This is a genomic window from Mailhella massiliensis (assembly GCF_900155525.1).
GTDB classification, from domain to species: Bacteria; Desulfobacterota; Desulfovibrionia; order Desulfovibrionales; family Desulfovibrionaceae; genus Mailhella; species Mailhella massiliensis.
In genome coordinates this window covers 16331-32487 of record NZ_LT706951.1, presented here as the reverse complement: position 1 = coordinate 32487, position 16157 = coordinate 16331, and the positions used below count along the sequence as shown (strand labels likewise).

Genomic DNA, 16157 nt, shown 5'->3' with positions numbered 1-16157 from the left:
CTACAGCCCCACAGCCACCTTGGTGGCCACGGCAATCTGGTAGAGTATCTGCGTGATGCCCTTGGCCAGTTCCAGATTCTTGGTATCCACGCGGGGCATGACCAGAATGCGGTCCCCGGCATGCACGCCCAGTTCCGCAATGGGGCCCACCTCCCCGTTCATGCGAGCAACAAGAATGTTGTCCTCATCCGCACGGTCGGTAAGGCCACCTGCGCTCTTCACATAGTCTTCCGCCTTCATGGCGGCATCGAAGGTCACGGCCTTGGGCAGAAGCACCTCGCCGGATACCTGCACCACGTCGCTCTTCTGCGGAATGACCACCTCGTCGCCGTCTTCCAGCAGAAGGTCGCGCACCTGCCCGCCCCGGCTCACCACCACCACGCCGTCGGGCGTGAGGCTTGCCGCACGGCGGATGAAGTCCTGCACCAGTTCCGCCTCGCGCACGCGGATCTCGGCTTCCTCCGCCGTGGCGGACGTGGCCGTGAGCGCGGAACGCTCCAGGCGGTGCAGGGAATCTTCCAGTATGGTCTTCTGCTGACGCGCCACGCTCTGGCGGCGCACATACACGGCGGAAACATCGGCTAGGGCAGGGTCCACCTCCACATAGGCAAGCAGAGAGCGCAGCGTGGTGCTGTTCTTCACCGGAAAGCGCGATGCCCCGCGTATGGCTCCGCTCACCGAGGCCATGATGGTGCGGCCACGCGTATCGGCCACGAATTCCACGCTGTCGCCGTCCGCAAGGCGCATGGAGGAAAATTCCTGCATGGTCATGTATTCATTGAAGGGCCTGCCGCCCCGGATGCCCGTAACGCTCACATGCGTGGCGCTGGAAAGCGGGCTGCCGTAGGCGATGAGCTGCGAACCCGTGGCCTGCCCCTTGAACTCATACCGGGCTTCCTGCCGCAGCATGCCGTAGGCCGCCACACTCACCCCGCGTTCTCCCACAAGGATGACGTCGCCTTCCTTCAACCGGATGTCGGGCATGTTGCCGTTGAGGGCGAAATCATAAAGATCAAGGCTCGCCACCACCTTGTTGCCGCGCTTCACCTTCACGTTGCGGAAGGTGCCCCGGTTCGGCGTAATGCCTCCCGCCCTGTCGAGGTACGACATCACGGAATCCACGGGGCTGCCCGCATAGCGGCCCGGCTGGTTCACAAAGCCCGTCACATACACGGCCACGGGCTGGGAACTCTGGAGGTTGACGTAGATGTTCACGTTGTCGGTGAAAACCGAGGCAAGGCGCGAACGCACCGCCCCCTGCAAAGCGGACTGCTTGAGCCCTGCCACTCGCACAGGCCCCACTTCCGGCAGAAAGATATTGCCCTGCTGGTCCACGGGCAGCACGTCGTCATAGGTTTTCGCGCCCCATACGCGCACCATGATGCGGTCGCCGGGCAGGATGACATAGTCGCCGTTCATGCCGTCGCTGTAGGTTCCCGCAAAATTTCCCCGGAACAGATTGGCCCCGAAGGGGGCAAGCAGTGCGGAAGCCGAAGGCGCAAGCCCTCCCTGCGCCCAGGCGGGCGGCGCGTCCATCACCGTGGGGGTGGACTGCTTTTCCCGGTACGGCGCCGAAGAATCGAACACCGGATAGCCCCCGGGCGTGGACTGGGAAACCACATTCATGCCGTTTCTGGCCGAGGCAGGCAGCCCGCCCTGCATGGGCGTGCCCGATGCCATGGAAGAGCCGCCGTACTGCGCCGCCCCGCTGTAGTTCTGGAGCGGATTCTCCGCTGCAAAAACAGGCTGAGCACAGAGCGTGCAGAGCGAAAATAGTATGCCGGCGTGGTATATCGCTTTCATATTAAAATCCCGCATGTTCTCGGATGGACGCCCATACCAGCGACACGATGCCCAGAAGGAGCAGCAGCGCCGCAAAAACATAGAGCGTGAAAAGGAAAGGCCGGGGGTACAGAGATTCGTCCGGCAGCGTGGGCTGCTGATACGCCACCACATAGCGCGACTGCGCCATCTGCTGGATGCGCGCCTGCTCCAGGGAGGTCATGGCCGAAACAAGCTGCTTCTGGGCAAATTCCGCCTCTATGGTCAGGTCTTCGTACTCGGCCACAAGGGAGTTCAGGTTGCCCTGCACGGTGCTCTGCCCGGCCACGCGCAGCTTTTCTTCCCCAAGCTGCTTTTCCACCGCCGCAAGGCGCCGGTTCAGCGACTTCAAAAGCGGAGCTTCCGCGTTCATGTACGATTTTGCTTCCGATATCTGGGTGCGGAGCGTCGTGGCCTCGGCTTCCAGCCGCGTCACCAGTTCCTGAAGACCGGCAGCCGTACTCTTGGGGTCGATGAGATTGTGGGTGTCGCGGAATTCCCGCATGGCGCTCTGCGCATGGCGCACACGCTCTTCCGCACGGCTCACTTCCTCGCGCGCAAGTTCCACCGCGTCGTGGCGTGCGCGCTCGTTCATGGCGTTCACCAGCGCTTCGCTCCGCTTTAAAATGGCCTGCGTGAGCTTCTGCGCCATTTCCGGCGTGTAGGCCTTCACTTCCAGAGAAATGATGCCCGTATCCACATTGAGCTGCGGCAGTACCGCCCAGCGCCAGTAGCGGGTCAGTTCGTCCTGCGTGGGGTGCTGCCACAGACGGGAAATCACATCGTATTCCCGATCGCTGTAATGGCTTACCAGCCCCAGTTCCCCGTCGATATCCTGAGCAAGGTCAAGGCTCTGAATATAGTCGTTGATGATGTAGGCATCGTTCCCCGTGGAGCCGGAAGTTCTCAAAAACATGGAGGCAAGATCCGTGCCCCCCGAAGCCGACGTATCGGAACTGCGTATGGCAAAGCTCGCGCTCGATACGTACATGGGCGAGGCCAGCATGAGAAAATAGAAAAAGGCCAGCACCGTGGGCAGCACCAGCGCCGTGATGAAGGCACGTTTCTTCATCCAGCGGCGCAGTCTGCGCCACAGCGTTTTGGCGTACTGCCGGGTAAGGGCCACATTATTTTTTTCCACGGCACATCCCTTCATAAACCGACAGCGCCTCGTCCAGCGTGTCGAAAAAAATCAGCTTGCCGCCCTTTAAAATGGCGGCGTTGTCGCAGTTCGCCCGTATGACGGAGGTGCTGTGCGCCACCACCAGCAGCGTGGAGTGGGCCTTTCTTTCCTGAAAAACCCTTTCGCTCTTGGCGCGGAAGGAGGCGTCGCCCACGGCGTAGCCTTCGTCGATAAGGTAGAAATCAAAACCGATGGCCATGCTCAGCCCGAAGGCCAGCTTTGCTTTCATGCCCGAGGAATAGGTGCGGATGGGCATGTCCATGTAGGGGCCAAGTTCGGAAAAATCCTCTACGAAATCAGTCACCTGTTTGATATTCGCCCCGTAGATGCGGCAGGTGAAGCGCATGTTCTCCCGCCCGGTGAGGCTGCCGTGGAATCCCCCGGAAAAGCCTATGGGCCAGGAAACACGGCTGGTGCGCTTGACCCGCCCCTTGTCCGGCGATTCCGCCCCGCATATCACACGCATGAGCGTGGACTTGCCCACGCCGTTCAGGCCGAGAATGCCCATGTTCACGCCTTCGCGGAAAATGTGGGACACATTGTCCAGCACCACCTTGCGGCCGTGCGGCAGGCCGTAGCTTTTGCACACGTGAGAAAGCTCGATCATACCAGCCGCCTCCGCACATAGCGTTCCATGAGAAAGCCGAGGCACAGGCATGTTACGGTCACGGACACCAGGTATTCAGGACTGTAGGAAATGGTGCTGTACCCGCGGGAAAGGCATACCCTGCCCCATTCAATGATCTGAATCAGAGGATTGTACCAGAGATACCGCAGCACATAGGAAGGCAGCATGGTGGCGGAATAGAACAGGCCGGAGGCAAAAAAGAGAATACGCATGACCATGGGCACGATTTTTTCCAGCGTGGGGTACAGCACTGCCAGAGAGGCACAGAGCATCCCCACACCGAGGCCCAGAAGCGGCGTAAGCAGAAGAAGAAACAGCAGACCCCCGAAATCGGTAAGGTAAAACGGCATACCGCAGAGCATACCGATGGTAATGAGAAGCAGAGCCGCCACCACTTCCGTGGCCCAGACGATGGCGGCGCGGGAAAGCATGAGATCCACGGGCGTGACCTGCGGAAAGGTCAGCAGCGCCCTGTTTCCGGCTACCGCACTCATGCACTTGCTCAATATCCCGCTGAACATGTTGTAAAAACCGAACCCTGCCAGCAGAAACATGAGGATATGCATACCATGGGGAGCCTTAGCGCCTACCATATAGCGCATGGCCCAGAACACCCCCATGCCCCACACCGTCTGGATAAGCGCCCACAAGTAGCCCAGGCGGGAGGTGCCGTAGATGGTATGCACCTCGCGCATCATCAGGGCATAGATGACGCGACCCTGCACGGTAAGCGCGCTGTCCATGGCTTATCTCTGCACGTTTTCAAAAATCGGCTCGGCCGTCGTCCAGCCCGAAGCATCCCTGCATGCGGCAATGCGGTGGGTGATGCCCCCGGCGCGAACCGCCGCCCTTCTGCACGTCTGCCCGAGGCCGGACGTGTAGGAAGATTCCAGCATCACCAGGCTGTCCATGCCGAAAGGCGTGGGCATGAGCGCCTCTTCCCCCACCTGCATGCGGGAAAGCGCCAGCGCAAAGGCATCCCCGGAAGGCGCCGCCGCTTCCGCAGGTGCAGAAGGCACGGAAGGCTGCTTCTGCACGCAGCCCGAAGCAAGGGCACAGACAAGAAACGACGCCGCAAGGCACGCAAAGGCCCTGCCGCCTGAGCGGAGGCTGCCCGGAACAAGACGAACAATCATTGGAAGGCCCCCTGCGAAGGATCGGCCTGACCGCCCTGCATCTGCGACTGAAGAAGAAAAGCCTCGGAGGAATAGTGCCCCAGGCGGCTGCGTACATCCTTGTACGTTGCCCCGTTCTGAAGCAGCGAATGCACGAAGATATGACGAAGGTCGTTCAGGCGCAGGGTGGGACGCCCCAGCTCGCGGCGAAGCTTGTCCCAGAAGGCGAACACCGTGACCACCCTCTCCCCCGTGGCGGGGCGGAAGAACAGCCATGGCACGTCGGCACGCACGGGCAGCTCGGCAATGAGCCTGACCGCCGCCTCGCTGAGCGGCAGACGGCGCACGACTTCGGAGCCGCGGCGTACGGCAAGGCTGCGGCCGGGAAGATCTACATCCGCCCTGCGGGCATAGAGAATTTCCGACTTGGAAGCTCCGGTCAGAAGCAGAAGGTGGATGGCCCGTGCCGCAATATTGTTCCGATACAGAGTAAGAAGCCCGATGAGGCGCTGCTTTTCCGAAGCGGAAAGCACCTCCGGGCAGCGCGGAGCGCTGCGGCGGCACACGGCATGGCGGAAGGCTTCGTCGCTTGCCAGCACATGCCAGCGTACCGCACAGTTCAGAATATACTTCAACAGCCAGAACAGCCGGTAGCAGGTATTGTGCGACAGCCCGGCGGCAAGGAGCTCTTCCTTCCACCGGCAGAGCTTCTCCTCATCAATATCCTCAAGCCGGCAGTCCCCCAGATAGGGCAGAATATGCCGGTGCACATACCTCACATCCGTCTGCCAGCTGCGCTTGTGTTCCCTGATGTAGGGAACATACCTGGTATGAATGAATTCGCTCAGCACCATACGCCCCGCTGTTTCGTGCAAGAATTGAAAATTCTTCAAGGAGAAAAGCCTGGCTTTCCCCCTAGTAACAGAAGATATGACAGCAGGGAGTGTTTTCTTTATATATTTTAGCATGTTACATTGAATAATCTTCCTGTTCTTCCGGTATAAACTGACAACACCGCAACAAACATGCGTGAGGGGTCGAACAGTATTATTTTTTTTTGCTATAAAATATAATATGTTAGTAGAGTCTCTTTCTTTTTCACCCTTGTCAGAATTCCGATATTTGCTATCGTGCGTTCATATCTTCTGTTGTGAAAACAAAAGGATGCAGAAAAGGCGACGCTCAGAGCTCTGAGCGTCGCCTTTTCTGCACTCTTTTCAAGGAGAAAGCATGAAACTACGCGGTCCGGGGCAGGAATATTCTCAGCACGGGAGGTTCCCGGGGCAGGCCTGCTGCCTTTGGGCATGAAAAACGGCGGCCGGGGTTCCCCTGCCGCCGCAGTTTTCAGTTTTTCAAGTGACCTCTAAAAACGCAGGTCTCTTTCTCCGGCCTCAAGCCGCTTCAGGTATTCCATGGTCTGGGTTCTGCGCCTGTCACGGGTGATGGATTCAAGTTCCGCCGCAATCATGCGTTCGCCGAGTTCCTTCAATTCTTCGTCGGCATAGTCGAGCAGATATTCCTTGAAGGTAAGCATGGCATTGGGCTGGCAGCAGTTGCTGATTTCGCCGCTCTTGGCAAGGGGCATGAAGCGGTCGCCCGTACGGCCGGAACGGTAGCAGGCCGTGCAGAAACTCGGCAGATAACCGTCGCGCACAAGCCCCTTGAGCACATCTTCCGGCTTGCGCTCGTCGGCAAGATGAAACTGCGGAGCTTCGCCAGGAATCTCACGACCGGGGTGGGCATAGCCGCCCACGCCCACACAGGAACCCGCGCTCATCTGCGACATGCCGATATCCAGAAGTTCGCGGCGGAACTCTGCGGATTCTCTGGTGGTAAGTATCATGCCGGTATAGGGCACGGCGAGGCGCGTCACGGCAATGAGGTGCTTGAAGTCGCGGTCGTTCACCAGTTTATAGGCGGAATAGTCCACACCTTCGGCGGGCAGCAGCCGGGGGAAGGAAATGGTGTGCGGCCCCACTCCGGCCACGGCCTCCAGGTGCTCGGCATGCATGAGCAGCCCCATCACCTCATAGTGCCAGTCATACAGGCCGAAAAGCGCGCCGATGCCCACATCGTCCAGCCCGCCCTGAAGCATACCGCGATCCATGGCTTCCGTATGCCATTCATAGCTGGCCTTGGGGCCGCCCATGTGCATGAACTCATAGGTAGGCTTGTGGTAGGTCTCCTGAAAGAGAATGTAGGTGCCAAGCCCGGCATCCTTGAGCTTACGGTAATTTTCGGCAGTGGTGGCGGCAATGTCCACGTTCACACGGCGGATGGCTCCGTTGCGCAGCTTCGTGGAATAAATGGTGTGCATACACTCCAGAATATAGTCGATGGGGCAGTTTCTGTCGTCTTCGCCCGCTTCCAGCAGAAGACGCTTGTGCCCGAGCTTTTCCAGCGCCAGCACCTCTTCGCGCAGCTCCTCCTGGGAAAGCTTGCGCCGCACCGTTTTGTTGCTGGCATGGAAACCGCAGTAGCGGCAGTTGTTCACGCAGTAGTCGGAAAGATACAGGGGCGCGAACATGACGATGCGGCGACCGTAAATGTGTTCCTTGATTCTGCGGGCCAGCGCATACATGCGCTGCCGGATCTCTTCATCCTCCACATGGAGCAGCACGGCGGCTTCCCTGTGGGTAAGGCCTCCGTATCCTGCGGCCTTTTCCAGAATGCGTTCCACTTCGGCCCTGTTCAGGGCCGCTTTTCTCCCCTCTTCCAGAGATTCCATGATCTCGGCATGGTCGATGAACTCGTTGGAATCGAGCGAGCGGACATTATACATAACACTTCCCCCGGCGGACAAGCCGCCCCGGCAAAAGCCGGCTATGGCAGAAACTGCCGTTCAGACAAGGCGCCCAGGGAAAAGAAAAGGCGCCTTCCCGCAAGGAAAGGCGCCCGGAATACAAAAATACCTCGCCGGCGGCGGGGCGGGCGGCACAGACCTTTCTGCCCGGAACGCGCGGAAGCGCTCTTCGCAGTCGGGATACCGTAACGAAAAGCCGCAGATGCGGCGATCCTCCCGGAAGATGAATCCGCCGGTCGGATGAGGGGCATCATACGCTTTCTCCTCCCTGTGGCAAGAAAAAGAAATCTCCTTCTCCTGCCGATCCTCTCTCCGCGTTTCTTCATGGTTTCCGGCGGAGCCTCGTCGCGTGTTCGCCGGCGCCGCGCCTTTCTCACGGCTTGACAGCGCGCGCCGTTGCTGAAAGCATCGTGCCGTTCCGGCGCGCTTCAAAAAAGGGGCTTTCGCGCGCCGCAGCCCTGCCCCGGACTCATGAACATAAGGATACGAACATGGAAGAAAACCGCCTCGGCATTGTCGGCATCATTGTGGAAGATATCGAATCCTCCGCCGCTCTCAACGCCATTCTGCATCAGTACGCCGACATCATCGTCGGCCGCCTCGGCATTCCCTATCGCGACCGCGGCGTCTCCATCATCTCCCTCGCCGTGGACGGCAGCAATGAGGCCATTTCCGCCATGACCGGCAAGATAGGCCAGCTTGAACACGTTTCCGTGAAGTCCGTCATCACCAAAATGTAAGGGCGCACATCCCGGCCATGGCCGTTCCGGCGCCGTGGCCGGTCCCTTTCCCCATCCCCCGGCAATACATGCCGAAGAAGCCGGGCATCCGGGAATGCTCGTTCCGGGAAACGACGTAAAAATCTCTTCGTACGGCGGCGTTCGCTTTATTTTCCCGAAAAAAAGGCCTATGTTCGGGGCCGACTTCACGCATCCGGGAGATATCATGCGAGAAATTTCCGTCGACCTCATACGCGACACCGTGGCCCGCCTTGCCGTCGAGGCCTGCTGCCGCCTCCCCGAATCCACGCTGTCCGCCATGCGCCGCGCCAGAGAATGCGAGCTTTCCCCCACGGGCCGCGACGTTCTCGGTCAGCTTATTCAGAACGCCTCCATAGCCTCGGAGGAAAATGTCCCCATCTGTCAGGATACCGGGCTTGCCGTGGTCTTTGCCGAAATAGGCCAGGAAGTACACATCACGGGCGGCCTTTTTGAAGACGCCGTAAACCAGGGCATCGCCAAAGGCTATACGGAAGGATATCTGCGGAAATCCTCGGTGGAGGAACCCCTGTTCGAGCGCAGAAACACCGGCGACAACACGCCCGCCGTCATTCATACGCGCCTTGTGGCGGGCGACCGCATCACCCTCCGCCTGGCCCCCAAGGGCGCAGGCAGCGAAAACAAGGGCGCGCTGCACATGCTCGTGCCTGCAGACGGCCTGGAAGGCGTGAAAAAAGCCGTGCTCGACACCGTGCGCCACGCCGGAGCCAGCCCCTGCCCGCCCATGGTCATAGGCGTGGGCATAGGCGGGAACATGGAACTGGCCTGCCTGTGCGCCAAAAAGGCCTGTGCCCGCGATGTGGACAGCCGCAATCCCGATCCGCGATACGCCAGGCTGGAAGAGGAACTTCTGGAACTGGTGAACCGTCTCGGCACCGGTCCCGCAGGACTCGGGGGAAGCGTGACGGCCTTCAAGGTGAACGTGGAATACTGCGCCACGCACATCGCCTGCCTGCCCGTGGCCGTCAACATCAACTGCAATGCCGCGCGTCACGCCACCGCCGTGCTGTAAGGATACGCCATGCCCGCCACCCATCACCTGACAACGCCCCTTTCCAGGGACGACATACGTTCTCTGCACATCGGCGATCTCGTCTTCATCAGCGGTACCATCTACGCCGCGCGCGACGCCGCACACAAGCGCATGGTCGAAGCGCTCGATGAAGGCCGCCCCCTGCCCTTCGAACCCGCAGGGCAGCTCATCTACTATGTTGGCCCCACGCCTGCGAAGCCGGGCAGGCCCATAGGCTCCGCCGGGCCCACCACCTCCGGCCGCATGGACGCCTACACCCCCCGCCTGCTCAGCCTCGGCCTTGCCGGAATGATCGGCAAGGGAAACCGTTCCCGGGCCGTCATGGACTCCATCAAAGAAAACGTCTGCGTCTATTTCGCCGCCACGGGAGGGGCCGCAGCCCTCATTTCCCGCTGCATCCGATCCTATACCGTACTGGCATGGCCGGAACTCGGCCCCGAGGCTCTGGCCGCCATGGAAGTGGAAAACTTCCCCGTTACCGTCGTGGCCGACTGCTTCGGCGGCGATCAGTACGAGGAAGGTCAGAAGCCCTACCGGAAGATCTGACCTGTAACGCCGGAAACGTTTTTTCTGCGGAGTCGCTCTCTGTTCACGGAGCGGCTCCGTTTTTTTTTGCAGCGTGTCTTTCCTTTCGTTTTGTGCAGCAAGAAAACTTATTCACAAATTTATAAAGAAACTGTCATAAAAAAGCGATTTCATTGACTGTCCTGTTCATATGCACGTATATATGACAAAATGTCATAATTTCTTTTTCTCCGCTTTCCGCGTTCAAATACCGGTGGTGCGCCCATGTCCAACATGTTCTTTTTCGACAGGCAGGACAGAGAGCTGATGAAGATGATCAACGCCATCATCGACTACGGTCCCTCTTCCGATCTGGAACACCGAATATTCAATGCCAGGCTTCATCCTCACGGCATTCTGAACCTGACCACCACCCACGAATTCCGCATGGCTCAGGCGGTCATCAACCTTCTGGGCAGCCTCACCAAGGCGGGCCCTGCGGAAGACAGACTGGCCGCACTCCGCACCCTGCACGACGAGGTGCTGCACAGCGCGCAGACCACGTTCCGTTACAATACCGGCCGGGTGCTCATTCAGATCATGAAGGCCATCATCCGCTCCCGGAACGATGAATATACCCAGCTCAAGCTGATACACGATTTCCGCAAGGCAGCATCGGGCAACCCGCGCATCGTGCGCGAGTTTCTCTCCCGCCATCACCTCATGGAAATGCCGGAGGAATGGAATCAGCTCACGCTGGACCAGCACGTTCACGACGCCAATACCAAGGGCCGCAAGAACGCCACCTTTCTCATCATGGACGCCTGGGTAAAGGGCATACGCAGCCTCACCGTGGTGTACTACAACTATGTGGACGTGAACGTGGCACGCGAACTTCTGAGCGCGGCCTCCATCATGGGCATTTCCGTGCGTATCGGGCTGGAATTCCGCGCCGCCTTCCGGGGCCGCTATGTGGATTTCATCTGGGCGCCGCGCGGCTTCTCCGACGTTGAGGACTTTCTGGAATTTCTCACCTCCCCTTCCATGAGCGCCTTCATGGAGGAAGGCCGCAAAGCCTCGCGCTGGATACAGGAGCATGTCTTCGCCACGCTGGAACGATGGAACAGCCGCCACGCTCCGGCCCTCACGCGGGATCTCGGCATCCCCGTCGCCACGCTGGACAAGGCGGCGTTTCTCGCCTTCGTGGGCAACGGACAGCCCTCCCTGCTGCATCTTGCCGAATTCGCCCATAAAACGCTGCTGCCGAAGTTCCAGGCCAAAATAACCGACCTCACCATGGAACTTGAGGAAGCGGACGAATCGCGCAAGGCGGAGATTCTCCGGCGCATACGGCGCATGGATGAATTCACGCCTTCCGTCATTCACGACAGTTGCCTTGCCCCCGCCTGCAACCCCGACCTTCCCTCCCCGGAAGATCCGCCCCTTTCGGACGACGACACCCGTCCCGAACTGCTGCGCCTGAACGTCACGCAGCTTCTGGAAAAACTGAGTTCGCTGCGAAGCGGCTACCGTATCACGCTGCAGCTTGCCGGTCTCACCTCGGAAGACGTGCTGGAACTCATCTGGGACGGGCAGGGATTCATCACCCACCTCGAACTTTTCAACGTCAAGGAATGGCACGACGGCAATCTCGAACACCTCAGGGAAATCAACGAACTGCAGATTGCCGTCAATAAAGGCGACGTCATGCAGCTCAAGCGCATCCTGCGCGACATGATCCGCAGGCTCGACTGCGCCCGTCACCCCGAAGCTCTGGAACGGTGCGAAAAATTCCAGAGCATTCTGGACGACATTCCCGCGCTTCAGGCCCTGTACCGTTACGCTCCGCTTGCCAGCCACATGGGCACCGACTCCACAAGCCACCTGGGAAACCGCTACGGCATGGGACTTGCCGTACCCGAAACGCTGCCGGGCAACGCCCGCAAAAGCCTCAGCGGCAACAAGTACATCAGCGTGGTCACGCTGCCCATACAGGTTCCGCTCCGCTATCGCAAGGAATACATGCCCGGGGAACACACCTCTTCCTTCTGCGCATGGATGCGCCGTTCTCTGGGAATCGTCACCTGCGGTATGCGCCGCACAAGGGAATGGGAACCGCTGGATGAAGACGTCCGCATCGGGCAGCCGGGCAACGTCATCACCATGGGCGGCATCACCATCGAAAAGACCAACGGCCTCACCGTCTCCAACAACGCGCCCATGCCCGACAGAGAGGGATCTCCGGGCAAGGCCTATCTGAACACCACCTTTTCCAACATTCTCAAGGTGCTTCTGGGCTTCATTCCCGCGCTCGCCACATTCCTGATCACCCAGCAGTGGTGGGTGCTGGCCTGGCTCGGCGCGCCCATCTGGTTCGGCATCACCGGCGTGCGCAACGTGATACAGGCCGTGATCGCCGGAGGCGGCGTGCGCAAGAACATGCTGCTTTCGTGGAAAAAATTCGTGAACTGGTCGCGGGTGTGCGACTCGCTCATGTACACCGGCATTTCGGTCATTCTGCTGGAGGGCCTCACCCGAAACCTGCTGCTCAGCAAGGTGCTGCATCTTACGGTGGAAAACTATCCGCTGCTGGTCTTTTCCATCATAGCACTGGCCAACGGCATCTACATTTCCTCCCACAACATCTACAGGGGCTTCCCCCGAACCGCCATCATCGGCAACTTCTTCCGCAGCGTGCTGGCCATTCCCGTGGCCATGCTCTACAACTCCGTTCTGTATGCGCTGTTCCCGCTGCTGACGAACATGCCGCCGGAACAGATACTCATCCCCGCGGCCGCCATCGTGTCGAAATTCGCCTCCGACACCGTGGCCGGCTTCATCGAAGCCGTGGCCGACCGCCGCAACAACTACCGCCTGCGCCGGTGGGACTATCAGACCAGGCTCACGCATCTTTTCGACTGCTACACACGGCTGGAGCTGGCATTTCCCGACAAGGACATGCTCTCCCTGCTGGCGCAGCCCAGGGAATTCATCCGCTTCACAAAATCGGAAGAGGCCCGCGCCCTTCAGGTGGAAAGCATCATCAACGCGCTGGATCTCATGTATTTCTGGTATTATCAGCCCTGCGCCCAGCAGACGCTGCTGACCATGCTGCGCGGCATGACCAGAGAGGAACGTGTGGTGCTGGCCCGATTCCAGAGCATACTGCTCAATGTGCAGGAGGTTTGCCAGCTCTTTGTCGACGGTATGCTCGGCATGAATTTTTCCCGGGCGCTGTCCTTCTATCTCGACAACTATGAGGATTACATCAATACCATTGCCCGTCACTGTTCCAGTTTCGACATGAAACAGAGCGCGCTGCATGATGCGCCGCAATCGAAAGCGGCATAGGGCAGCCTGTCCTGCCCTGTAAGGGCCGCTGATTCGCGTGCCAAAGGGCGCCGGACTGAATTTCGGTCGGCGCCCTTTGCATTCGGGGGCCGCCTCGGTCGCGCTGAGCCTCCCGCCTGAAGGCTTAAACATGAAAGGCCCGCGACACCTTTCCGGTATCGCGGGCCTTATTCATGCCGCCCCCTGAGGGGCGGTTCTTTTTATGTTATCGGACTTACCCTTCCACTTTTTCAAATCTCAGGGTACCGCCGTCTTCGTTCCTGTCCACCACCACGCGGACCTTCCAGCCGTCGCGGATGTCGCCGCTGATGACGGCGCGGGCGAGTCTGGTTTCCAGATTGTGCTGTATCCAGCGCTTGAGCGGACGCGCGCCGTAGGCAGGATCGTACGCCGTTTCCGCAATGAAGTTGCGGGCGTCGTCCGTGAGTTCCAGCGTAATCTTGCGTTCGTCGAGCCGCTTCTGCAGGTTCCTGATCTGCAGGTCCACGATGGCGCCGATCTGATCGGCACGCAGCGGATAGAACATGACCGTTTCATCCACACGGTTCAGGAATTCAGGCCTGAAGAAGCGCTTGAGTTCCGCCATCACCGCATCGCGCACGCCGGACTTGAATTCGCCCTTGTCGTCGATGCCGTCCAGCATGATGGGAGAACCGATGTTGGACGTCATGATGATGATGGTGTTCCTGAAGTCCACGGTGCGGCCCTGGCTGTCGGTCAGGCGGCCGTCGTCCAGAAGCTGCAGGAGCGTGTTGAACACGTCCGGGTGAGCCTTTTCCACCTCGTCGAAGAGCACTACGCAGTAGGGCTTGCGGCGCACGGCTTCGGTAAGCTGACCGCCTTCCTCATAGCCCACATATCCTGGCGGCGAACCGATGAGGCGCGACACCGAGAATTTTTCCATGTACTCGCTCATGTCGAGGCGCACCATGTTGTCCTCGGTATCGAACAGGGCTTCGGCCAGCGCCTTGCACAGTTCCGTCTTGCCCACGCCGGTGGGGCCGAGGAAGATGAAGGAACCCAGAGGACGATGAGGGTCGGAAAGACCGGCACGGGCACGGAGCACCGCGTCCGACACGGCCTGTACGGCCTCATCCTGTCCGATCACGCGCTCATGCAGACGGGCGGGCAGCTCAAGGAGCTTTTCGCGCTCCGACTGCAGAAGCCGCGTCACGGGGATGCCCGTCCAGCGCGCCACGATGTCGGCCACATCATCGGGCCCGACTTCCTCGCGCAGCAGACGGTTTTCCTTTCCGTCGCTCACGGCGGCAGCCTTTTCCTCGGTTTCCTTCAGCTTCTTCTCAAGCTCGGGAAGCGTGGCGTATTTGAGCTGCGAGGCCTTGGCAAGGTCGTAGGAGCGTTCCGCCTCCTCGATCTGATGGCGGGTCTGCTCTATCTTTTCCTTGAGGCCGCGCACGCCCTCAATGGCGCCCTTCTCCGCTTCCCAGCGACTGCGCAGCGTCGTCTGCGTGCCGCGCAGGTCCGCAAGCTCGCTTTCCAGCTTCTGAAGCCGTTCGCGGGAAGCCTCGTCGGTTTCGCGGCGCAGAGCTTCGCGTTCGATTTCCAGCTGCATGACCTTGCGGTTGATCTCATCCAGTTCCGAAGGCAGGGAGTCGATTTCCGTTCTGATCATGGCCGCGGCTTCATCGATGATGTCGATGGCCTTGTCCGGGAGCTGACGGTCGGAAATGTAGCGCTGCGAAAGCAGCACGGATTCCACGATGGCGGAGTCGCTGATGCGCACGCCGTGATGAACCTCGAAACGCTCCTTGAGTCCACGCAGAATGGAAATGGCGTCTTCGGTATTGGGCTCTTCCACAAGCACGGGCTGGAAACGGCGTTCCAGAGCCGGGTCCTTTTCAATGTACTTGCGGTATTCGTCGATGGTGGTCGCACCTATGCAGTGCAGCTCGCCGCGGGCCAGCATGGGCTTGAGCAGGTTGCTTGCGTCCATGGCGCCGTCGGTCTTGCCCGCCCCCACGATGGTGTGGAGTTCATCGATGAACAGGATGATGCGGCCCTCCGCCTTCTGCACTTCGTTCAGCACGGCCTTCAGGCGTTCCTCAAACTCGCCGCGGTACTTCGCACCGGCGATGAGCGCGCCCATATCCAGGGCGATGAGCTTCTTGTTGCGGAGCCCTTCGGGAACATCACCCTTCACGATACGATGAGCCAGACCTTCCACAATGGCCGTCTTGCCCACACCGGCCTCACCGATGAGTACCGGGTTGTTCTTGGTACGGCGCGACAGGATGCGTATGGTACGACGGATTTCCTGATCTCTGCCGATGACGGGGTCGAGCTTGCCCTTGCCCGCATCCTCCACAAGGTCGCGTCCGTATTTGGCAAGCGCCTCGTAGGTATCTTCCGGGCTGGCGGAAGTCACCCTCTGGCCGCCGCGCACTTCGGCGGTGGCACGAAGGAACTTTTCCTGATCGATGCCGTTCTTGCGGCAGATGTCGCCCATGGCTCCGCCCGCTTCGATGAGCTGAGCGAAGATGTGTTCCACGCTGATGTATTCATCCTTGAGGCGGCGGGCCAGCTCTTCCGACTGCGCAAGGGCACGTGCCAGACGCTGGGTAATGCGTATGGTCTGCTGCTCCACGCCGGAACCCGTGACCGAAGGCTTCTTGTCCAGAGCCTGTTCCAGTTCGGCGGCCACGACTTCGGCCCTTACGCCCATACGACCCACGATGCCGGGAACCAGCCCGTCCTTCTGGCGCATGAGCGCGAGAGCCAGGTGCTCCACGTCCACTTCCTGATGATTGCGCATGAGGGCAAGATTCTGAGCGTCGCCCAGAGCTTCCTGCGCCTTCATGGTAAACTTGTTCATATCCATAATGTATCCTCCCTGCGAAACCGCGAAGACCTGCGGCCTTTCACGGCACGCACTTCAGAAATCGGCGCGGATACGCCCGCGCCGTGCGAAATTTTCTGTTT

The 16157-nt window shown here is 59.8% G+C and carries 12 protein-coding genes; 4 read left to right on the top strand and 8 right to left on the bottom strand.

Annotated features, from left to right (window positions below; genetic code table 11):
• The 7 genes from CZ345_RS05530 to hydG form a co-directional block, all read right to left on the bottom strand.
• Positions 1-1803: a polysaccharide biosynthesis/export family protein gene (locus tag CZ345_RS05530; RefSeq protein WP_077072194.1), complete on the bottom strand. Its 1803-nt coding sequence runs from the start codon at positions 1801-1803 to the stop codon at positions 1-3.
• Position 1804: 1 nt separating this feature from the next.
• Positions 1805-2962 (bottom strand): KpsE/RkpR family capsule polysaccharide export protein, encoded by a 1158-nt coding sequence (locus CZ345_RS05525; RefSeq protein WP_239446625.1) that lies wholly within the window; start codon positions 2960-2962, stop codon positions 1805-1807.
• On the bottom strand, positions 2949-3611 hold the full coding sequence (locus CZ345_RS05520; protein WP_077072193.1) for an ABC transporter ATP-binding protein: 663 nt from the start codon (positions 3609-3611) through the stop codon (positions 2949-2951). The genes CZ345_RS05525 and CZ345_RS05520 overlap by 14 nt, the downstream gene beginning before the upstream one ends.
• Entirely contained in the window at positions 3608-4375 is a 768-nt protein-coding gene (locus tag CZ345_RS05515) for an ABC transporter permease (protein WP_077072192.1), read from the bottom strand. The genes CZ345_RS05520 and CZ345_RS05515 overlap by 4 nt, the downstream gene beginning before the upstream one ends.
• A 3-nt stretch (positions 4376-4378) precedes the next feature.
• Positions 4379-4768 carry a DVU3141 family protein gene (locus CZ345_RS05510; protein ID WP_077072191.1) on the bottom strand — a complete coding sequence of 130 codons (390 nt, stop codon included), beginning with the start codon at positions 4766-4768 and terminating at the stop codon, positions 4379-4381.
• Positions 4765-5601: a tyrosine-type recombinase/integrase gene (locus CZ345_RS05505; RefSeq protein WP_077072190.1), complete on the bottom strand. Its 837-nt coding sequence runs from the start codon at positions 5599-5601 to the stop codon at positions 4765-4767. The genes CZ345_RS05510 and CZ345_RS05505 overlap by 4 nt, the downstream gene beginning before the upstream one ends.
• A gap of 509 nt (positions 5602-6110) precedes the next feature.
• On the bottom strand, positions 6111-7529 hold the full coding sequence (gene hydG, locus CZ345_RS05500; RefSeq protein ID WP_077072189.1) for a [FeFe] hydrogenase H-cluster radical SAM maturase HydG: 1419 nt from the start codon (positions 7527-7529) through the stop codon (positions 6111-6113).
• 512 nt (positions 7530-8041) lie between these two features.
• Between hydG and CZ345_RS05495 the strand changes: the two genes are divergently transcribed.
• The 4 genes from CZ345_RS05495 to CZ345_RS05480 all read left to right on the top strand — a co-directional run bounded on the left by CZ345_RS05495 (position 8042) and on the right by CZ345_RS05480 (position 13217).
• Entirely contained in the window at positions 8042-8290 is a 249-nt protein-coding gene (locus CZ345_RS05495) for a TM1266 family iron-only hydrogenase system putative regulator (RefSeq protein ID WP_077072188.1), read from the top strand.
• A 205-nt stretch (positions 8291-8495) separates the two neighbouring features.
• Positions 8496-9341, top strand: a complete 846-nt coding sequence (locus CZ345_RS05490) for a fumarate hydratase (protein ID WP_077072976.1) — start codon at positions 8496-8498, stop codon at positions 9339-9341.
• A 9-nt stretch (positions 9342-9350) separates the two neighbouring features.
• Positions 9351-9908 carry a Fe-S-containing hydro-lyase gene (locus CZ345_RS05485; RefSeq protein WP_077072187.1) on the top strand — a complete coding sequence of 186 codons (558 nt, stop codon included), beginning with the start codon at positions 9351-9353 and terminating at the stop codon, positions 9906-9908.
• Between the two features lie 243 nt (positions 9909-10151).
• Positions 10152-13217 (top strand): hypothetical protein, encoded by a 3066-nt coding sequence (locus CZ345_RS05480; RefSeq protein WP_077072186.1) that lies wholly within the window; start codon positions 10152-10154, stop codon positions 13215-13217.
• A 214-nt stretch (positions 13218-13431) separates the two neighbouring features.
• On the opposite strand, the gene clpB is transcribed toward CZ345_RS05480, so the two are convergent.
• Positions 13432-16056 (bottom strand): ATP-dependent chaperone ClpB, encoded by a 2625-nt coding sequence (clpB, locus tag CZ345_RS05475; RefSeq protein ID WP_077072185.1) that lies wholly within the window; start codon positions 16054-16056, stop codon positions 13432-13434.
• Positions 16057-16157 lie beyond the last annotated feature (101 nt).